Genomic DNA, 20,377 nt, shown 5'->3' with positions numbered 1-20,377 from the left:
GTGCACAAGGCGCTTCAGGCGAGCGCCCACTCCTGACGCACGCCAGCCGGCGCCGCATCCGGGGAATCGAACGTCACGGATTCCCACGCGTGCTCGGCCGCGAGAAGCGCCCGGGCAAGCTTGTTGTTCAAACCATGTCCCGACTTGTGCGCCACATAGCGGGCGATCAGCGGCCGTCCCAGGAGATACAGATCGCCAATGGCGTCCAGGATCTTGTGCTTGACGAACTCATCGTCGTAACGCAAGCCGTCACTGTTCAGCACGCGATACTCGTCCATCACGATGGCATTGTCGAAACTACCACCTCGCGCCAGGCCCATCGCCCGCAGTGCCTCGACATCATTCACGAACCCGAAGGTGCGCGCTCGCGCAATATTGCGGCTGTAGGATTCGGTGGCGAAATCGACTTCAGCGAACCCGGCCGTCGCGTTGATGGCGGGATGGTGAAAGTCGATCGAGAAGGCGACGGCGAAGCCGTCATGCGGCTCCAGACGTGCCCACTTGGCATCCGCGCCCTCACCTTCACGCACCTCGATCGGCTGCGTGACGCGGATAAAACGCTTGGGGGCACCCTGCTCTTCCAGGCCGGCAGAGCGCAGCAGATACACGAAGGTATTGGCGCTGCCGTCCATGATCGGCACTTCTTCGGCCGTGAGATCCACGTGCAGATTGTCGATGCCCAGGCCGGCGCAGGCCGACATCAGATGCTCGACGGTGGACACCCGTACATCACCCTGCTGCAGCACGGACGCCATGCGCGTGTCGCCCACCTGGGTCGCATCCGCGGGCAGATCCACCACCTGCGGCAGATCCACACGGTGGAACACGATACCGCTGTCCGGCGCTGCGGGGCGCAGCGTGATCTCGACCCGCCGGCCGGAGTGAACGCCGACGCCGGTGGTGCGGACCAGACTCTTGATAGTGCGTTGACGAAACATGGGCAGCCTACCGAGACAATGAGACGCAATCTCAGCATCGCGAGGGCGTCATGGAATACCCTAGCATTCTACCTGACACACGGCTGACACATGGGGTGTGTCGTAACGAGATCGGACAAAACTCCACTGACCCGCCACATGGCTGCAACAGCAGATACAAGTTGCGGGTCTGGCGCCACACGCTGACGCCGCGCTCAGGCGGCGTCCACGACCCCGCGGTAGCCATCGGCGGAGAGCAGTCCGTCGAGCGCGGCCGGATCTACCGGACGCACCTTGAAGAGCCACGTGCCATACGGATCGCTGTTGAGCAGGCCCGGGTCATCGCCCACCGCGGCATTGAACGCCACGATCTCGCCAGCCACCGGCGCATGCACGTCCGAGGCGGCCTTGACCGACTCGACGTTGCCTGCGACGTCGCCCGCCTGGACGACGGCACCGACCGAGACTTCAGCGAAGACCACGTCACCCAGCATGTCCTGCGCGGGATCCGAGATCCCGACCACGACCAGACCATCCTCGAGCCGGGCCCACTCATGCGTGGCGGCGTACTTCAGATCGGCAGGCAGATTCATGATGGGTGGGCTCCAGCGGTGGCGCGCCGTGAGGGCGCAATGAATTCGATGCAAGGCGGATCGATAGGCCGGATTTTGTAGACGCGCCACCCGTGAAGGCGGCACGCCGGCAATCATTCCTCTACGCCGACCATTGCTGGCCGGCTCTAGCCATCTACCCGCATGCTCGGGCGGGCCGCCCTTTCCGGCCGAAGCCGTGCACATGCCTATTTGATGTTGCTCCGGATGGAGGTTACCGCGTTTCACCCTGACACGCCGGCCGGGGCTCGCCCCGACCACCTGACGGAAGTCGCCGTCAGGGTGCGGCACTTTCGCGCCGCCCGCTTGTCAGTCTCGTCTCTGTGGCCCTGTTCCTCGGCTTGCGCAGCACACAAGGCGCTGCGCATGGCCGGACGGCCGTTAGCCGTCATCCTGCCCTGTGGAGTCCGGACCTTCCTCGCCGTGCAAGCACGCCGCGATTGCCTGATCCCCCTTGCGAGGCGCATTCTACCTGAGGCAGGGTCAACCTTCGTAACACCCCCGCAATTCCCTCGACGATAGAATGGTTTTATGAAACTCACTGCCCTTGCTACCTTTGCCAGTCTCGCTGTGTTGACCGCGCCCTCCCTGGCCTCTGTCCAGACCTATCCGTCCGAGCGGGGCCAGGTGCGTGTGACCGAGATCGCGGGTGATCTCAGCAACCCATGGGCGCTCGCCTTCCTGCCCGATGGCAGCATGCTCGTCACCGAACGCACGGGTGCGCTGCTGCGTATCGACGCGCAAGGCGCCAAGAGTGCTCCCCTCAAGGGCGTGCCGAAGGTGCATGCGCAGGGCCAGGGCGGTCTGCTCGACGTCGCACTCTCGCCGGATTTCGCGAATGATCGCCTGGTCTACCTGGGCTTCGCCGAGGCGGGCGACGGCGCTTCAGGCACCGCCGTGGGCCGAGGCCGCCTGAATGCGGCCGCCGATGGTCTGGAGGACTTCACCGTCATCTTCCGGCAGCAGCCCAAGCTCTCGCGGGGACAGCACTACGGCGTGCGTCTGGTCTTCGACCGCGCGGGCGACCTCTTCATCGCGCTGGGCGACAACAACGAGCGCCCCGCCGCCCAGGATCTGGACAAGCTGCAGGGCAAGCTCGTGCGCATCCGCCCCGACGGCAGCATCCCGCCCGACAATCCGTTCGTGAAGCAGGCCGACGCCAACGACGCGATCTGGTCCTATGGCCATCGCAACCAGCAAGGCGCGGCGCTGCACCCGCAGACCGGCGTGCTCTGGACGCACGAGCACGGCCCTCGCGGCGGCGACGAGATCAACCTGCCCGAGGCCGGCAAGAACTACGGCTGGCCCATCGCCACGCACGGCATCAACTACTCGGGCCTGCCGATTCCGGAAGCCAAGGGCAAGACGATTGACGGCATGGAGGCGCCGCATCACGTCTGGGAGCAGTCGCCAGGCATCAGCGGCATGGCGTTCTATCCGGGCGACGCGGCCGGCGCCTGGCAAGGCAACCTCTTCATCGGTGCGCTCGCCACGCGCGAGCTGATCCGACTGGAGCTCGACGGGGATCGCATCACCCACGAAGAGCGCCTGCTCGATGGCATGAACGCACGCATCCGTGACGTGCGTACAGGCCCCGACGGGCATCTGTATCTGTTGACGGACGCCCGCGAGGGCCAGTTGCTGCGCGTGGAATTGCAGCCATGAGCTGATCCGGCACCGGACGGCATGGCACCCGTCCGGCACGGCACGTGCAATGACCCTAGAGGGCGAGGCTTTGGCTGAGAACCCAGGAAGGAGACGATCATGCACTTGACCGACACACAGTGGGTGCCCACGGCACTCGAGCAGACTTGGCAGGCCCTGCGCGACCCTGCCGTCCTGCAACGCTGTCTCACCGGCTGCGATACGGTGCAGCAGATTGGCGAGCGGGAATACACCGTCACGCTGCATGCCCGCCTGGGGGGCGCGCGACGCGACTTCAACGGGCGGATCCTGATCACGGATGAGTCTGCGCCCCGCCACTGCCATATTGCCTTCGAGGGCATGGAGGCCCATGAGGGTCTCGCGCTGGGGGACGCTCACGTCACCCTGGAGCCCGCAAGCCACGGCGGCACACGCATCCACTACGCCCTGCACGGCGCCACCGGTGCCCCTTGGCCACCCTACCCGCGAGCACGATCGAGAGCGTGGGCCGGCGGCTGGTGGATCATTTCTTCACGGCGTTTGCCGACCAGATGACGCAGGTGGCCGCCCGCACGCCCGCACCAGCCCTGGCAACGGCCGGTGCCAGCGGCGAGACGGGTGGCGATGGGCGCAACGCACTGTCGTGGCTGGGCCTGGCAGGCGCGATCGTGGTGATCGCCGCGTACTACATGTTCCTGCGTTAAGCGTACGGGCGTCGCGCAGCTGAGAGCACGCGACCCCTGCCTAGCCAGGCTGGATGCGACGTCTTGGCCCAAACGGGCCGAGACGGGCGCATGCGACCTGCTCGCCCTTCAGCGCAGATTGCGCATGCGCACCCGGCTTGCCAGGATGCCCACCACCACGCAGCAGCCAATCGAGAACATCATCCCGGCGCGCACGCCCGTCAGCACCGAGGTATGCGAGATCATGACCCCCACCGCAGCGATGCCGGCCGCACTGCCCACGGCGCGCGTCGTCTGAACGAGCGCGGAGGCCACCCCCACGTCGCGCCGCTCGGCGATGACCTGCATGAAGAGCGTGAGATTCGGCAGCACAAAGCCCAGGCCGAGCCCGGCCAGCGCAAAGGGCAACAGTGCCCAGTTGGGCGACATGCCGCTATCGAGCAACATGGCCCCCGCACAGCCGGCCGCGAGCAAGGTCGCGCCCAGCACCATCAGCCGCTGCGGCTGGGTCTGCCGCGGAAACAGATAGCCGTTCAGGATGCTGGCCGTCGGGATGGACATGACCAGCGGCGTCATGAGAAGGCCCGCAGCCGCGGGCGTGACGTTGAGCACCCGCTGCAACAGGAGCGGGCCATAGAACATCATGATGAACATGACGGCGCCCACCAGCAATGCGGCGAGATTCAGCAGACGCGCATCGCGCGAGGCCAGCACGCGCAGCGGCAGCATAGGTACGCTCACCCGGCGTTCGTACGGAATCAGGATCGCGAGGGCGACGAGACCCAGGCCCAGCAGCAACGCGCCCTCGAGATAATGCCCCTCGCCCGAGAATCCGTACTGCAAGGCGCCGAGCGGCGCACCGAGTGCGACCACCAGAAGCAGTCCGCCCAGCCAGTCGATGCGTCGGCCTGCCATGCCCTGGCTCGGCCGCAGATCCGGGAAGTAGCGCAGCAGCACGTACAACGTGGGCAGCGCCGCCAGCGGTGCGACCATGAACGCCATGCGCCAGCCGAACCATTCGGTGATCGTCCCGCCCAGGATCGGGCCCACCCCGCTCGCGACCGCGAACGAGGCGGACAGCAGCGCCATCCAGCGCACCCGTTGCCGCGGATCGGGCAGCAGATCCGCTGGCGCAGCAAAAGCCGTGGCGATCATCATCCCGCCGCCCACGCCCTGGAGCGTGCGGAAGATCACGAGCTGAAGCATGCTCTGCGCCAAGCCACAGGCGATCGAACAGAGCGCCACCACGACCACCGAGGCGAGCATCAGGCGCTTGCGACCGAAGAGATCACCCAGTCTGCCGAACACGGGGATCGTCACCGCAGTGGCCAACAGGTAGCCCGAGCCGACCCAGGCGTACAAGGCCATGCCGTTCAAGGCCTCGGCCACGCGTGGCAGGGTTGTACTGACGATGGTCGCGTCGAAGGCCACGATGATGGCCACCGTGGCCACGCCCAGCATGGCCATCAGGATGTCACGGCGATTGTCGAGCGGGGAACTGAGATCAGGGCCATCCGGCGGCATGTCGACCGGCGGCATCTGCGCGCTGCGCTCCATGCCTGCGCCATCGGCGAAGACTTCGTCGTGATCGTCAGGCGGCGGGGGGTGTGCGGCGGAAGGCGTGAGAGGGACTGCGGGTGGCGCCGCGGTGCCGGCGCCCTTCTCGGGCGTCTCGCGGGCGGATGCGGACTCTGAGCTCATCCCACATAGGATACCCCAATTGACAAGCCCGACCCGCCCGGAATTCCCGTCAAGTCTTGCTGAAGTCTGGTGCGCGGCGCTCCAGGAATGCGGCGAACGCCTCTTTGGCCTCGGCGCTGCCCAGACGCTCCTGAAAGGCCTTCAACTCGACCTCGATGTGCGCGGCGAGCGCCGGCGCGCCCGGGGCGCGCATGAGCCGCTTGGAAGTCTGCACGGCCTGTGGCGGCAGCTTGGCCAGGCGCTCGGCCTGCGCGCGTGCGAAGGCCAGCACCTCGTCGGCCGGCAGCACCCGCGTGGCGATGCCCATGGCCACGGCTTCGTCCGGCGCGATGGCCTCGCCCAGCAACAGCTTTTCCGCCGCGCGGGCATGCCCGGCCACGGCCGGCAGCACCAGGCTGGAGCCGAACTCCGGGCACAGGCCCAGATTGACGAAGGGCATCTTGAGCACGGCGTCGTCCGCCAGGTAGATGAGATCGCAATGCAGGAGCAGCGTGGTGCCGATGCCGATGGCCGCGCCATTGACCGCGGCCACGACGGGCTTGGCAGCGCCCGTGAGCGCCACCATGAAGGCCTTGGCGGGCGAGGCGCCCGCACTGATGTCGCTGCGCTGCGCGAAATCCTGGATGTCGTTGCCCGAGGTGAAGATGCTGCGGTCACCGTGCAGCAGGATGGCACGCACGTCCTCATCCGCCTCGGCGGCGCGAAACGCCTGGGCAAGCTCGCCATACATGGCGCCGGACAAGGCGTTCTTCTTTTCCGGGCGCGCAATGGCAATGTGGGCGACGCCGTTCTCGGTGCGGGTCTGAATGCTCATGATGTCTCCTGGGTCTACACCCGTTGCAATATACCGGCTGCGCCCATGCCGGTGCCCACGCACATGGTGATCATGCCGTAGTCGAGCTGGTGCCGGCGCAGGGCATGCACCACGGTGGCGGCGCGGATGGCACCGGTCGCACCCAACGGGTGACCCAGGGCGATCGCGCCGCCCATCGGGTTGGTGCGGGACGGGTCCAGGCCGAGCTCGCGGATCACCGCCAGGGATTGCGCGGCGAAGGCTTCGTTGAGCTCGATCCAGCCGAGGTCGTCCTGATGGATGCCGGCCGCCTTCAAGGCTGCGGGAATCGCCTCCTTTGGACCGATGCCCATGATCTCCGGCGGCACGCCGCGCACCGCGAAAGACACGAAGCGCGCGAGCGGCGTGAGGTTGTATTCCTTCAGGATGCGCTCGGACACGACGACCAGGGCGCCTGCGCCGTCCGAGGTCTGCGAGCTGTTGCCGGCCGTGACGCTGCCACGGGCGGCGAACACGGGCTTCAGGCGCGCGAGCGCTTCGGGGCTCGTATCGGCACGCGGGCCCTCGTCGCGCGTCACGCTCACGCGGGATTCGCGAATTTCGCCGCTGGCGAGATCCGGTGTGCGCGTGACGGCCTCGACCGCGATGGTCTCGCCGTTGAACTCGCCCTTTTGCTGCGCGGCGATGGCGCGCTGGTGCGACTGGTACGCGAACGCGTCCTGGTCCTCGCGCGACACCTTCCAGCGTTCGGCCACCTTCTCGGCCGTGAGGCCCATGCCGTAGGCGATGCCCACATGCTCGTCATGCTCGAACACGGCCGGGTTGATCGAGGGCAGCAGCTTGTTCATGGGCACCTGGCTCATGGATTCGGTGCCGGCCGCGATGATGACTTCGGATTCGCCCACGCGGATGCGATCCGCCGCCATCGCCAGGGCCGACAGGCCCGAGGCGCAGAAGCGGTTCACGGTGACCCCGCCCACGGTATTGGGCAGGCCGGCCAGCAGCGCGCCGATGCGCGCCACGTTCATGCCTTGCGGGCCTTCCGGGATCGCGCAGCCGGCGATCACGTCCTCGATCCGGGACGGATCCAGCCCGGGCACCTGCGCGAGCGCCCCCTGGATGGCGTTGACCAGCAGCGTATCCGGCCGCGTATGGCGAAACACCCCGCGCGGCGCCCGGCCAATCGGCGTGCGCGCCGCGGCGACGATGTAGGCTTCCTGAATTTGTCGGCTCATTCTGTTCTTCCTCGCAATCAGTTTCTTACGGGCTTGCCGGTCTGCATCATGCCCATCACGCGTTCCTGCGTCTTCGGGTGATCCAGGAGACTCACGAAGACGCGGCGCTCCAGGGCCATGATCCAGGCCTCGTCCACGACCGAACCCGGATCGACGTCGCCGCCGCACATCACCTCGGCGATGCTGCGGCCCAGGTGGAAGTCATGTGCCGAGATGAAGCCGCCGTCGCGCATGTTGACGAGCTGGGCGCTGATGGTGGCCAGCCCGTCCCGTCCCGCCACGGCAAAGCGCGCGCGGCGCGGCGGGCGGTAGCCCGCATCGGCCATGGCCTGGGCCTGGCCCAGCGCCACGTGCAGCAGCTCGGCCGGGTGAAAGACCACCACATCGCCCGGCTGCAGATACCCCATGGCCTGGGCCTCGATGGCCGACTTGGACACCTGCGCGGTAGCCGCCTGCAGCACGTAGGACTTGAGGAACTGCAGCAGGTCCGTGTCGGGCGCCGCCGCGTGCAGCTCGGCGGCACGACGGGCACCGAAGGTCAGGCCGCCAGCGCCGGGCACCAAGCCCACGCCCACTTCGACCAGACCCATGTAGCTTTCCAGCGAGGCCACGCGGCGCGCGCTGTACATGGCCAACTCGCAGCCACCGCCCAGCGCGAGGCCGGCCACGGCCGCCACCACCGGCACGGTGGCGTAGCGCAGGCGCAGCATCGCCTCCTGCAGCTTGCGCTCTTCGGGCTCGATGGCCTTGGCGCCGCCGCTCATGAACACCGGCAGCATGGATTGCAGATCGGCACCGGCCGAGAACGGCCCGTCCGTCTGCCAGATCACCAGACCCTGGTAATCGCGCTCGGCCAGTTCGACTGCCTTGACCAGACCGGCCACGATGGGCTGGCCGATGACGTGCATCTTGGTCTTGAAGGAGGCGATGAGCACGTCGTCGCGACCCGGATCAGCGAGCGTCCACAGGCGAATGGATTCGTCCTCGAACACCGTGTTGCCTGCCGTGGCCGGCACGGCCGAGCCGTCGCCCGCCACCGGCTCGGGGAACACCTGGCGGCCGTATACCGGCAGGTTGGAGCGCTCCTCGAAACGCTGTTCGCGGGCATTCCACGAGCCTTCGGGCGTGTGCACCCCGCCCTTCTCGGCCACCGGGCCGCTCGTGACCCAGGCGGGGAGCGGCGCATCCGACAGCGTCTTGCCGGCGGCGATGTCTTCCTGGATCCAGCCCGCCACACGCGCCCAGCCGGCCTGCTGCCACAGCTCGAAGGGGCCCTGCTGCTGGCCGAAGCCCCAGCGCAATGCGAAGTCCACGTCGCGCGCGGTATCGGCCACGTCCGCCAGATGCACGGCGATGTACTGGAAGACGTCGCGCAGGATGGCCCAGACGAACTGCGCCTGCGGGTTGGACGATTCGCGCAGCTTCTGCAGGCGCTCGCCAGGGTCCTTGATCTTCAGGATGCGCGCGACGAGGTCATCGGCCTTGCCCGTGGCCGGCACGTACTCGCCCTTGGCTGGATCCAGGCGCAGGATGTTCTTGCCATCCTTGCGGAAGAAGCCCGCGCCCGTCTTCTGGCCCAGCGCCTTCTTCTCGAGCAGCGCGGCCAGCACGGGCGGCGTGGCGAAGTGCTTCGCAAACGGGTCGTCGGGCAGGTTGTCCTGCATGGTCTTGATGACGTGGGCCATGGTGTCCAGGCCCACCACGTCCGCCGTGCGGAAGGTGCCGGACTTGGCGCGGCCCATCTTGGCGCCCGTCAAATCATCCACCACCTCGTAGGTCAGTCCAAACTTCGCTGCCTCGGCCATGGTGGCGAGGATGCTGAAGATGCCCACGCGGTTGCCGACGAAATTCGGCGTGTCCTTCGCGCGCACCACGCTCTTGCCCAGGGTGGTGGTGAGGAAGGTTTCGAGATCGTCGAGAATCTCCGGCTGCGTGTCCGCCGTGGGGATCAGCTCGACCAGCGACATGTAGCGCGGCGGGTTGAAGAAGTGCACACCGCAGAAGCGGGCGCGCAGGGCCTCGTCCATGCCGTCCGAGAGCTTGGTGATCGAGAGCCCCGAGGTGTTGGTCGCGAAGATCGCATGCTCGGCCACCACGGGCGCCACCGTGCGATACAGATCATGCTTCCAGTCCATGCGCTCAGCGATGGCCTCGATGATCAGATCACACTCGGTGATGCGCTCGATGTGGTCTTCGTAATTGGCGGGCTCGATGACATCGGCCAGGGCCGGGGTGCCCAGCGGGGCCGGGTTGAGCTTCTTCAGGTTGGCGATCGCCCGATCCACGATGCCGTTGCGGTTGCCTTCCTTGGCGGGCAGATCGAAGAGGATCACCGGCACGCCGGCGTTGGCGCAGTGGGCAGCGATCTGCGCGCCCATGACGCCCGCGCCCAGCACGGCGACCTTGCGAATGACGAATCTCGACATGTTTTCTCCTTGAAGTTCAGAACCAGGCCAGGTCCATGCCATCAATGCTCTTGGCGCCAGCGCGCAGCGCGCGCATGTGGGCCGTGGCCTCGGGCAGCAGCCGGGCGAAGTAGAAGCGGGCGGTGGCAAGCTTGGCCGCGTAGAACGGGTCGTCCTGCTTGTCCAGCGCCAGGCGCGCCATGCGCGCCCACAGGTACGCGAACACCAGATGGCCAGCCACTCGCAGGTAATCCGTGGCGGCGGCGCCCACCTCGTCGGCGTTGCCCATGGCCTTCATGCCCAGCTCCATGGTCATCTTGGTGAACTTGTCACCCAGGTCCGCGAGGGGGGTGACGAATTCGTTCATCGCCTCGCTCGTGCCCTCGGCTTCCACGAAAGCCTGGATCTGGGCGCCGAAGGCACGCAAGGCCGCGCCGTTGTCACGCAACACCTTGCGGCCCAGCAGGTCCAGTGCCTGGATGCCGTTGGTGCCCTCATAGATCATGTTGATGCGCGCATCGCGCACGTACTGCTCGACGCCCGTCTCGTGGATGAAGCCGTGGCCGCCGAAGACCTGCTGGCCTTCGACAGCAGCACGAAAGCCATTGTCCGTGAGAAAGGCCTTCACGATGGGGGTGAGCAGGCCCACCTGCGCCAGGGCCTCGCGGCGCTTGGCTTCATCGGGATGCGAGCGGGCCACGTCCAGTTGCAGACCCGTCCAGTAGCCCAGGGCACGACCGCCCTCGGCGTAGGCGCGCGCGGTGAGCAGCATGCGCCGCACGTCGGGATGCACGAGGATCGAATCGGCAGGCTTGTCCGGCTCGGCCGCCCCCTTCAACGCCCGGCCCTGCACGCGATCCTTCGCGTAGGCCACGGCGTTCTGGTAGGCCACTTCCGTGAGCCCCAGGCCCTGCATGCCCACGCCCAGGCGAGCGCCATTCATCATGACGAACATGGCGTTCAAGCCCTTGTTGGGCTCGGACACCAGGTAGCCGACGGCATCCTCCATGATCATCTGGCAGGTGCTGTTGCCGTGGATGCCCATCTTGTGCTCGATGCCGCCGCAGAAGATGCCGTTGCGCGCGCCCACGCTGCCGTCGGCCTGGGGCACGAACTTGGGCACGATGAAGAGCGAGATGCCCCGCGAGCCCTCCGGCGCATCCGGCAGCTTGGCCAGCACCAGGTGGATGATGTTGTCGGCCAGGTCATGTTCACCGGCCGAGATGAAGATCTTGGTGCCGGTGATGGCATAGCTGCCATCGTCGCGCGGCACAGCGCGCGTCTTGATGAGGCCCAGATCCGTGCCGCAATGGGGCTCGGTGAGACACATCGTCCCTGTCCACTCGCCCGACACCAGCTTGGGCAGATACAGCGCCTTCTGCTCGGGCGTGCCGTGCTCGTGCAGGCACTCATAGGCGCCCGTGGACAGCCCCGGGTACATGGCCCAGGCCTGGTTGGCGCTGTTCTGCATCTCACCCACGGCGGTCTGCATGAGCGCGGGCAGCCCTTGACCGCCGTATGCCGTATCCGCACCCAGGCCGTTCCAGCCCGCCTCGCGGTACTGCCCCCAGGCGGCCTTGAAGCCCGTCGGCGTGCGCACCTCATGGTTGGCCTTGTCGTAATGGCACCCTTCGGCATCGCCCACCGCGTTCAGCGGGAACAAGACTTCCGCGCAGAAGCGGCCCGATTCCTCCAGCACCTGGTTGATGGTGTCCGCATCGACCTCGGCGTAGGCCGGAATATCCCGATAATGTGCCGTGGCATCGAGCAACTCGTGGATGACGAACTGCTGGTCGCGCAAGGGGGAACGATATACGGGCATGGCGTCTCCTGACAGGATATAGAAGGTATGAGACCGGCAAGAACGGTCAGTTCCAGGCCGGGGCTTGCCATTCGGCAATGCGATGTGACAGGGCGCGAACCGTGCGCGCGAGCGCATCCGGCCGTTGCAGAAAGCGGGCATCGAAATTCAGGGCCAGCACGAGCCCCATCAGCTCGAAGACGAGTTGCTCGGGATCGGTCTCCGGGCGCATGTGCCCGGCCTCCACGGCCTGGCGGCACGCGCGTTCCAGCGCTTCGCGCCAGACCGAGATCGAGGCCATGAGCGCATCGCGCACGGCACCCGGCCGCCCGTCGTACTCGAACGCGCCGCTGATGTAGATGCAGCCGTGCTGAATCTCGTGCGTGACCACGCCGATCCACTGATCGAAGAGGCCCTTCAGGCGCGGCAGCCCGCGCGGCAGGGCCATCACCGGATCGAAGACGTCGCGCTGAAAGCGGCGGTGATACTCGTGCACGACCGCCACCTGCAGCTCTTCGCGCGATCCGAAATGCGCAAAGACGCCGCTCTTGCTCATGCCAGCCTCTTCGGCCAGCGTACCGATGGTAAGCGCTTCGATGCCGGTGGCGCTCGCCAGCCGCAGGGCGGTGTCAAGGATGGCGGCGCGGGTGGCTTCCCCTTTGCGGGGACGAACGAGAGTATCGGGCATGGAAAAAATAAAACGAACGATCGTGCTATTTTTTGCGAAGACGGGACGCGTGTCAATCGGGGGAGATGCGAACCGCGCAAGAGCGAGTCGAGAATCATTACACTGACGAGGTCTCTTCTGCCGTGTCGCATGCTGCGCCGCGGCTGTCCTGCCGGCGCGCGCTGCCGTGTCCATGGCTGCTGCCCCCGCCGGCGTCTTCTCGGTGCACGTCCCGTGTCTCCTGCTGCTCCCGCGCTCTGCCGTCCCCTCCCCCGTCACCGCCTTGCCCGGCGCCCTTCCCGTGCCCTCGCCTGCACGCTGGCCGCGCTCATACTGGCAGTGCCCGCCCTCACGCGGGCGGGCGAGGCCACCCCGCCCCCCTATGACGCCACCGCCGCGCGGGCAGCCGAAGTGGCGTCGATCCATGCGCGGGTCGCCGCCCCCGTCACGTGGATCGTGCCGCGCGACGATGGTTGGCGTGACTGGAAGATTTTCCTGAGCGTGCCGTCCGGCGAGCCGCCGCCTCAAGGGTGGCCGGTGCTCTATGTGCTCGACGGCAATGCCGTGTTCGACGTGCTGACCCCGCCGGGGCCCGGCGAGACGGCCGCGCCGCTCGTGGTGGTGGGGATCGGCTACGACATCGACGACACCCTGGATGGCGTCACCCGCACCTATGACTACCTGCCCACGCCCAGCGGCCAGGCAGAACCCGACACGCGCAGCCCCGACGCACGCAACGGCGGCGCGGATGCCTTTCTGGAGGCCATCCGCACGCGCATCCAGCCGCAGGTGGCTGCCCGCGTGCGCATCGACCCGCAGCGCCAGACGCTCATGGGGCACTCCTACGGCGGCGTCTTCTCACTGCATGCGCTGCTGACCGGCACGGATGCGTTCCAGCGCTACGTCGTCGCCAGCCCCTCGTTCTGGTACCGCTCGCCCTGGCTACCCGAGCGCGTGGCGACGTTCCTTGCGGGATCGCCCACACCGCATCCCGTGCATTTCACCGTAGGCAGCGAAGAACGCAGCCGGCGCGCCCCGCCCGGCCTGCCCGGCGTGCGCGAGGCCGCCGCGGCGTTCGCGGCACAGTGGCCGCAGGTGCACCTGACGGTGTTCGAAGGATTGGGGCATGGCGCTGCCATGCCGGCGGCGATCGATCCGGCCATCGCGCTGGCCACGGCCCCCTGAGCGGTCAGCGCCTGCGCCCGCCGGGCGTCATGGGAGAGCGGCGTCGATACGCGATCTGGATGGCGTTGGCCGGACCGCTCAGCTCGGCGGGCGCTGCTCGTCGCCCTCGGCGAGCGTCTGGATCGTGCCGCCCGCATCCAGGCCAGCAGCATCGGCTGGCACCATGCCATCCGCGGGTGCATGGATGGGCGTGATGGGCGTCGAACTCTCGGACACCTGCTTCCACGCCGGATCCGGCATGGCGCGGAACGCGTCGCGCAGGCGCTCGCTCCAGGAGCGGCTCAGCATCCGGAAATACTGACTGTTCTCGTCGAGCGATGCGAAGTGCGTCACGCGCAACGTGTCGGTCTCGTAGACGAGCAGGTCCAGGGGCAGGCCGACCGAGATGTTCGAGCGCAGCGTGGAATCCATCGACACGAGCGCGCACTTGGCGGCAGCATCCAGAGAGATGTGGCGGTCGAGCACCCGATCCAGGATCGGCTTGCCGTACTTGGCTTCGCCGATCTGGAAGTACACCGTCTCGTCCGTGGCTTCGATGAAATTGCCTGCTGAGTACACCTGGAAGAGTCGGCAACGTTCGCCGCGGATCTGCCCGCCCAGGAGCAGGCTGATGTTGAAGTGGACGTCGTGCGCGCGCAGGGCCGGGGCCTCGCGCTGGAACACGGTTCGCACGGCGTCGCCCACGCGCTGGGCCGCCTGCGCCATGCTGGTCACCGACCACAGGCCCTGGCCGTCGGCGCTGGCCTCGGCCAATTCGTTCAGCACTGCCTGGCTCAACGCCAGATTGCCTGCCGTCATGAGCACGAGCACCCGTTCGCCCGGCCGCTCATAGACGGTCATCTTGCGAAAGGTGCTGATGTGATCGACCCCCGCGTTGGTGCGGGAATCCGAGAGGAAGACGAGCCCGGCATCCGGGCGGACTGCGACACAGTAAGTCATGGCAACGGCGGCGGTTGGACCGCAGGCACGGGATACGGCAATGCCGAGGATTGTAGCGTCCGGCCACCGCCGGGCGAATCCAGGGACGCAGGCCCGATGCCCGGGAATCGCCAGCCAGCCCCTGTGACTCGACTATTGCTGCTGCTGGCGTTGCTGCGGTTGCAATGGCGCATGCAGCGGTGCCTGCTGCTGCACAAGGGGGCGAACCCCGCCACCCTGATGCTGCTGTTGACTCTGTTGCAGCTGCGCAGGCTCATCGGGCTCCACCACGACGCCCACCTCCATGTCCTCTTCGCCGCCACCCCGGCGCACGCCGCGCACCGGCGAGGCCGAGTCGTAGTCGCGCGCCACAGCCAGGCGGCAGTGGTTCTCACCCGCGTACTGCCGATTGGTCACGTCGATGCTCACCCAGCCCGTCTGGGCGAACCACACGTCCACCCAGGCATGGCTCGCCATGTACTCGGCATCGGTATGCAGATAGCCACTCACGTAGCGCGCCGGCACCTGCAACCCGCGGGCGCATGCCAGGAAGAGATGCGCATGATCCTGGCAGACGCCGTGCCCGAGGGTGAGCACGGATTCCGCATCGGTGGTCACGTCCGTGACGCCCGGCACGTACTCCACCTGGGCATGGATGGCCTCGGCGAGCCGCATGGCATCTTCCGGCCCGAGCATGCCCTGCGGCAGCACGTCGTGCGCGAACTCCGCGACGCGGCCTGAGTGGCGCGTCAGCGGCGTCTGCACGCTGTAGATCTGCACGGGGAGCGTATCGGTATCCTCGAGCCGGCCTTCGTGCAGCGCATCGACCTGCACGGTGCCGCTCGCCACGAGCTCGATGGCGTCGTGCTGCCGGTTCAGCGACATGATGTGCGTGGCGTTGCCGTAGGCATCGATGCTGCCATGCAGGATGCCCGGCGCGGCGATGTGCCAGGTCAGCACGTGCTGGTGCGGCTCGCGGCGCGGCGTGAGCCGCAGCAGCTGCGTGGCGTGAGTGACCGGGGCGGTATAGCGATACGTGGTGGCGTGACGGATGCGGTATTGCATGATGGCCAGCCTTATTCAGAAAGAGGAACCAGGAAATCCCGGCTGATGCGGTTGCCGAGTTCGGCGACCCGGTCCAGGAACACGGCGAGGAAATCGTGCAGGCCACGATCGAAAAGGCCTTGCACACTGCCCGCGTCGAGATACGCACGCAAGCTGCGGGCCAGACGCAAAGTCTCCAGCGAACGCTCGGTGGCGACGTCCTCGAGCGAGCGGATCACGTCGTCCACGGCACAGCGCAACGAACGCGGCATGGCCGGGTTGAACACCATCAGTTCCACCACGCGCGAGGGCGTGAGCACGTCGCGGTACACCTTGCGATAGGTCTCGAAGCCCGATACGGAATGCAGCAGCGCCGACCAGCGATAGAAGGCGAGGCTCGCATCGCCGGCTTCGCCATCGCTCTCGTCCGTCGCCTCCACGAACGCCACGTCGAGCAGACGCGCGGTGTTGTCCGCGCGTTCCAGATGGGCGCCCAGCGCCAGGAACGACGAGGTCTCATCGCGCAGCATCGTGCCCGCTACCACCCCGCGCGAGAGGTGCGAGCGGAATTTCACCCACTCGAAGAAGTCGCGCGGATCGGCATGCAGGGCGAGGCCGGGCAGCCGACGCTGCAGCTCGAGCCAGGTGGTGTTGCAGGTCTCCCAGACCTCCGTGGTGAGACTGCCGCGCACTGCCCGGGCGGCCTCGCGGGCCGCGCGCAGGCAGGCGTAGATGGAAGCCGGGTTGTCCGCGTCGCGCGTCATGAACTCGATGACGTCACGACCGGTGAGCGTGTCGTGCGACGCGTCGAACTGCTGGCGCAGCTCAGAGATCGCCAGCACGGAATGCCAGCCCTGGCTGCGCAGGCGCGGGCTCTGGGGCAGCAACGACACCTGGAAGGTGACGTCCAGCATGCGGGCGGTGTTCTCGGCGCGCTCGATGTAGCGCGACATCCAGAAGAGCGAATCGGCGGTGCGGCTGAGCATGATGTGGCCTTGTGCGAGTCAGTCTTCCAGGACCCAGGTGTCCTTGGTCCCGCCGCCCTGGCTGCTGTTGACCACCAGCGAGCCTTCGGTCAATGCGACCCGGCACAGCCCGCCCGCAGGCAGCGTCACGTCACGCCCGCTCAATACGTAAGGCCGCAGATCGACGTGGCGCGGCGCGATGCCGGACTCGACATAGGTGGGCACCGTGGAGAGCGCGAGCGTGGGCTGCGCGATGTAATTGCCGGGGTTGGCCACGAGTTGCGCGCGAAACGCCTCGATCTGCGCGCGCGAGGCAGCCGGGCCCACCAGCATGCCGTAGCCACCCGCCCCGTGCACTTCCTTGACCACCAGCTCGTGCAGGTGCGCGAGCACGTAGGAGAGCTCGTCCGGGCGGCTGCACCGCCAGCATGGCACGTTGGCCAACAGCGGCTCCTCGCCCAGATAGAACCGGATCATGTCCGGCACGTAAATGTAGGTGGATTTGTCGTCGGCCAGGCCCGTGCCGATGGCGTTGGCGATCACGACCCGGCCCGCGCGATACACCGACAGCAGACCCGGCACACCCAGCACCGAATCCGAGCGAAAGGCGAGCGGATCGAGGAAGTCGTCATCGATGCGGCGATACAGCACGTCCACGCGCCGAGGGCCGCGCGTGGTGCGCATGTACAGCGTGTTCGCATCCACGAAGAGATCCTGGCCCTCGACGAGCTCCACGCCCATCTGTTGTGCGAGGAACGCGTGTTCGAAGTACGCCGAGTTGTACATGCCGGGCGTGAGCACGGCCACGACCGGCGCGTTGCGATCGTCCGGCGCCACCGCGCGCAGGCTGTCCAGGAGCAGATCCGGATAGTGCTCCACCGGTGCCACGCGAATGCGCGAGAAGAGCTCTGGGAAGAGCCGCATCATCATCTTGCGGTTCTCGAGCATGTAGGACACGCCGGACGGCACGCGCAGATTGTCCTCCAGCACGTAGAACTCGCCCTGACCTGCCCGCACCACGTCGATGCCGGCGACGTGGCAATACATGTCGCCCGGCACCTGGATGCCCTGCATTTCAGGGCGGTACTGCGGGTTCATGAACACCTGCTCGGGCGGGATGATGCCGGCTTTCACGATCTCGTGGTCGTGATAGATGTCGTGGATGAAACGGTTGAGCGCGCGCACCCGCTGGCGCAGCCCGGCCTGCAGCAGACGCCAGTCGGCCGCAGGAATGATCCGGGGGATGAGATCGAAGGGAATCAGACGCTCGGTGCCCGCCTCATCGCCGTAGACGGCGAAGGTGATGCCGACGCGGCGAAAGCTCAGATCGGCTTCGGCCCGCTTGGTGACGATCGCCTCCGGCGGCTGCTCCTGCAGCCACTGCGCAAAAGCCTGGTAATGCGGCCGGACGCGGCCGTCCGCATCGAACATCTCGTCGTAAGGCTGGGGGGCGGCAGTGTCGCGCATAAGGTGTCCCTGAAGATGCAACTTTTTCAAGCAAGGAACGTACCAGCGCCCCACCACTATGCATGAGCACCACAAGCGCGCATGACGCGCCGTCACTGTGGCACCGTTGCGTCATCGGGCATGCGCTGCGGCACAGGTGCAGTGCACGCATGTAACACAAGGTGATAATATGGCCGCTCTTTGAAATGATAATTATTTTTGTTTTCATAATCTCTCGCGTTTAGAGTCTACTCACGGCTTCGGTGGCGCGATCTTCTTTCTCTTGAACACCATGTTCGCAAGACTCCCTCTCGCGGCCGCCCTCCTGGCCATGGCCGGCCCTGTTGCGGCCGCTGACGTTCCATCGCTCGCCGGCATCACCGTCATCGGCACTGCCCCGGACCCTGAAGACACCCGCCCTCCCACCGTCTCCACCGCCACGCGCACGCCGCTGGCCGTGCGCGACGTACCGCAGACGATCGATACCGTGAACGTGGACCGGGCGCGAGAATTCGGCATCACCGATCTGGGCACCATGCTCGAGGGGGTGCCGGGCGTGACCGCCACCCCCGACGCACGTGCCGACGAGATCGACATCCGCGGCTTCAGTGCGAGCTACAACGACATCTATGTCGATGGCCTGCGCAGCAGCGGCCAGATCGTGCGCGGCACGGCCAACATCGAACGCATCGAAGTGTTGAAGGGCCCGGCGTCGGTGCTGTATGGACGGGGCAGCGGCGGGGGCATGATCAATCTGGTGAGCAAGCAGGCGAACTTCACCTCGCGCAGCAGCGTCGAGGGGCGCGTGGGCTCCTGGGACACCGTGGGCGGCACTGTGGACCTGAACCGTGTTGTCCACGACAACGTGGCGGTGCGGCTGACCGCCGATGCGCAGAATGCGCACAGCTTTCGCCACGGCATCCAGAGCCGCAACCGCATGGTCTCGCCCAGCATCGTCTACGACAACCATCAAGGCTTCAACTGGTTGCTGCAATACACCTATGAGGAGATCTGGCGCGTGCCGGATCGTCCGGTGTCGCGCGAGACGCTGCCTGCCGACGTGCCGATCCGCAACGCCATGGCCCATCCGGACGACTACATGGTCGACACGCAGCACTACGCGCGCTCGGTGATGTCCTACGCCTTCAACCCGGACTGGTCGGTGAAGTGGACGGTCGGCCACCGCAACGCCGAGCAGGATTTCGACCACCTGTATGGCGGCACCTATCGCCCCGCCACCGGACTCATCACGGGCCGCATGCGTGCCTGGCAGGAGACCGAGAACACCACCACGTCCACCCAATTCGACCTCACCGGCAAGGCCACCACGTTCGGCCTGCAGCATGACCTGCTGGTGGGCCTGGAAGCCTCGCGCGAACGGCGCCTGCCGCGCCTGGCCACGATCAGCGGCGAAGCCCCGAACATCAATCCCTATGACCCCTCCGTCTGGTACGCCAAGACGCCATGGGGCAATCCTACGCAGTACAACGACCATCGCTCGCGCTCGGTGTCCCTGGCACTGCAGGATCTCGTCACCTTCTCGCCGCAATGGAAGGCGCTGGTGGGCGCACGCCTCGAACGCTATCGCTTTCAGTCAACCAACCGCCTCACTGGCGCGAGCCGCAGTTATGACGGCACGAGCGTGAGCCCGCGCGCCGGCATCCTCTGGAATCCGCTGCCCGACCAGACCTTGTACGCCTCGTACAGCAAGAGCTTCTCGCCGTACGGCGGGCGCGGCCTCATGAGCATCGACACGAATGCCAACGCCGTCTATGACGACCAGCCGCAGACTAACCGCCAGTGGGAATTCGGCCTGAAAAGCGACTGGCTCGACGGGCGCCTCTCCACGCAGGTGGCCTACTATGACCTCTCGCGCAACAACATCCGCGTGCAGGACGAGAACGACCCCTTCGTCTGGTATGTGGTTGGTCTGGAGCGCAGCCGGGGCGTGGAATTCAGCATGGATGGCCGCATCGCCCCCAACTGGTATGTGCGTGGCGGAGCGGCGTTCCAGAGCCCGAAGGTCGAGGAAGACCACCGCCCGGGCCGCGCAGGCATGTACAAGACCGGCGTGGCCCGGCGCAACGGCAACCTCTTCGTGCGCTATGCGCCCGAGCGCGGCCTCTTTGCCGAGACCGGCGTGACCTACGTCGGCACGCGCTATCTGGACGTGGCCAATACGCAGAAGCTCGACGCCTATGTGCGCTGGGACGCCCTGGCCGGCTGGCGTGAACGCGACTGGAGCGTGACGGCATCCGTGCTCAATGTGGCGGACAAGACCTACTGGCGATCGACGAGCCTGCCGGGTGCGCCACGCACCTTCCTGCTGTCGGCGAGCTATCAGTTCTGATTCGGTAGACAA

General features: G+C 66.8%; 17 protein-coding genes and 1 other RNA gene. 5 read left to right on the top strand and 13 right to left on the bottom strand.

Annotated elements, in window-relative coordinates; all coding sequences use genetic code 11:
- Positions 1 to 14 precede the first annotated feature (14 nt).
- From lpxC to rnpB, 3 genes are all read right to left on the bottom strand, one after another.
- Positions 15 to 938 (bottom strand): UDP-3-O-acyl-N-acetylglucosamine deacetylase, encoded by a 924-nt coding sequence (lpxC, locus tag IMZ29_RS16145; RefSeq protein ID WP_216185991.1) that lies wholly within the window; start codon positions 936 to 938, stop codon positions 15 to 17.
- 194 nt (positions 939 to 1,132) lie between these two features.
- Positions 1,133 to 1,510: a glycine cleavage system protein GcvH gene (gene gcvH, locus IMZ29_RS16140; protein WP_216185989.1), complete on the bottom strand. Its 378-nt coding sequence runs from the start codon at positions 1,508 to 1,510 to the stop codon at positions 1,133 to 1,135.
- Positions 1,511 to 1,558: 48 nt separating this feature from the next.
- Positions 1,559 to 1,984: RNase P RNA component class A (rnpB, locus tag IMZ29_RS16135), an RNA gene on the bottom strand.
- Between the two features lie 75 nt (positions 1,985 to 2,059).
- On the opposite strand from rnpB, the gene IMZ29_RS16130 reads away from it, so the two are divergent.
- The 3 genes from IMZ29_RS16130 to IMZ29_RS16120 all read left to right on the top strand — a co-directional run bounded on the left by IMZ29_RS16130 (position 2,060) and on the right by IMZ29_RS16120 (position 3,876).
- On the top strand, positions 2,060 to 3,193 hold the full coding sequence (locus IMZ29_RS16130) for a PQQ-dependent sugar dehydrogenase (protein WP_216185987.1): 1,134 nt from the start codon (positions 2,060 to 2,062) through the stop codon (positions 3,191 to 3,193).
- Between the two features lie 99 nt (positions 3,194 to 3,292).
- Positions 3,293 to 3,727, top strand: coding sequence for an SRPBCC family protein (locus IMZ29_RS16125; protein ID WP_216185985.1), 435 nt, complete (start codon positions 3,293 to 3,295; stop codon positions 3,725 to 3,727).
- Positions 3,724 to 3,876, top strand: coding sequence for a hypothetical protein (locus IMZ29_RS16120; protein ID WP_216185983.1), 153 nt, complete (start codon positions 3,724 to 3,726; stop codon positions 3,874 to 3,876). The genes IMZ29_RS16125 and IMZ29_RS16120 overlap by 4 nt, the downstream gene beginning before the upstream one ends.
- Positions 3,877 to 3,984: 108 nt before the next feature.
- On the opposite strand, the gene IMZ29_RS16115 is transcribed toward IMZ29_RS16120, so the two are convergent.
- The 6 genes from IMZ29_RS16115 to IMZ29_RS16090 form a co-directional block, all read right to left on the bottom strand.
- Positions 3,985 to 5,322 (bottom strand): MFS transporter, encoded by a 1,338-nt coding sequence (locus IMZ29_RS16115; RefSeq protein WP_216186022.1) that lies wholly within the window; start codon positions 5,320 to 5,322, stop codon positions 3,985 to 3,987.
- A gap of 283 nt (positions 5,323 to 5,605) precedes the next feature.
- Positions 5,606 to 6,370 (bottom strand): enoyl-CoA hydratase-related protein, encoded by a 765-nt coding sequence (locus tag IMZ29_RS16110; RefSeq protein WP_216185981.1) that lies wholly within the window; start codon positions 6,368 to 6,370, stop codon positions 5,606 to 5,608.
- 14 nt (positions 6,371 to 6,384) lie between these two features.
- The gene (locus IMZ29_RS16105) at positions 6,385 to 7,584 is read right to left on the bottom strand and encodes an acetyl-CoA C-acyltransferase (protein WP_216185980.1); all 1,200 of its coding nucleotides are present in this window, start codon (positions 7,582 to 7,584) and stop codon (positions 6,385 to 6,387) included.
- Positions 7,585 to 7,601: 17 nt separating this feature from the next.
- The gene (locus IMZ29_RS16100) at positions 7,602 to 10,010 is read right to left on the bottom strand and encodes a 3-hydroxyacyl-CoA dehydrogenase/enoyl-CoA hydratase family protein (protein ID WP_216185978.1); all 2,409 of its coding nucleotides are present in this window, start codon (positions 10,008 to 10,010) and stop codon (positions 7,602 to 7,604) included.
- A 16-nt stretch (positions 10,011 to 10,026) separates the two neighbouring features.
- On the bottom strand, positions 10,027 to 11,811 hold the full coding sequence (locus tag IMZ29_RS16095) for an acyl-CoA dehydrogenase C-terminal domain-containing protein (protein ID WP_216185977.1): 1,785 nt from the start codon (positions 11,809 to 11,811) through the stop codon (positions 10,027 to 10,029).
- A gap of 46 nt (positions 11,812 to 11,857) precedes the next feature.
- On the bottom strand, positions 11,858 to 12,478 hold the full coding sequence (locus tag IMZ29_RS16090) for a TetR/AcrR family transcriptional regulator (RefSeq protein WP_216185975.1): 621 nt from the start codon (positions 12,476 to 12,478) through the stop codon (positions 11,858 to 11,860).
- A gap of 213 nt (positions 12,479 to 12,691) precedes the next feature.
- Here IMZ29_RS16090 and IMZ29_RS16085 point away from each other — a divergent pair, with 213 nt between their 5' ends.
- On the top strand, positions 12,692 to 13,642 hold the full coding sequence (locus IMZ29_RS16085) for an alpha/beta hydrolase (protein ID WP_216185973.1): 951 nt from the start codon (positions 12,692 to 12,694) through the stop codon (positions 13,640 to 13,642).
- A gap of 78 nt (positions 13,643 to 13,720) precedes the next feature.
- Here the strand turns inward: IMZ29_RS16085 and IMZ29_RS16080 are convergent, their stop codons facing one another.
- The 4 genes from IMZ29_RS16080 to IMZ29_RS16065 form a co-directional block, all read right to left on the bottom strand.
- Positions 13,721 to 14,581, bottom strand: a complete 861-nt coding sequence (locus IMZ29_RS16080) for a proteasome-type protease (protein ID WP_253207186.1) — start codon at positions 14,579 to 14,581, stop codon at positions 13,721 to 13,723.
- Positions 14,582 to 14,713: 132 nt separating this feature from the next.
- The gene (locus IMZ29_RS16075; protein WP_216185971.1) at positions 14,714 to 15,625 is read right to left on the bottom strand and encodes a transglutaminase family protein; all 912 of its coding nucleotides are present in this window, start codon (positions 15,623 to 15,625) and stop codon (positions 14,714 to 14,716) included.
- An 11-nt stretch (positions 15,626 to 15,636) separates the two neighbouring features.
- Positions 15,637 to 16,590: an alpha-E domain-containing protein gene (locus IMZ29_RS16070; protein ID WP_216185969.1), complete on the bottom strand. Its 954-nt coding sequence runs from the start codon at positions 16,588 to 16,590 to the stop codon at positions 15,637 to 15,639.
- Between the two features lie 18 nt (positions 16,591 to 16,608).
- A complete protein-coding gene (locus tag IMZ29_RS16065) occupies positions 16,609 to 18,036 on the bottom strand; it encodes a circularly permuted type 2 ATP-grasp protein (protein WP_216185967.1) in 1,428 nt (475 codons plus the stop codon).
- A gap of 271 nt (positions 18,037 to 18,307) precedes the next feature.
- Between IMZ29_RS16065 and IMZ29_RS16060 the strand changes: the two genes are divergently transcribed.
- Positions 18,308 to 20,365, top strand: coding sequence for a TonB-dependent receptor (locus IMZ29_RS16060; protein ID WP_216185965.1), 2,058 nt, complete (start codon positions 18,308 to 18,310; stop codon positions 20,363 to 20,365).
- Positions 20,366 to 20,377 lie beyond the last annotated feature (12 nt).

It is taken from the genome of Verticiella alkaliphila (assembly GCF_018904615.1).
GTDB lineage: Bacteria > Pseudomonadota > Gammaproteobacteria > Burkholderiales > Burkholderiaceae_B > Verticiella > Verticiella alkaliphila.
Note: the sequence above shows the minus strand (reverse complement) of the source record. Positions and strands in the feature narration are given on the sequence as shown.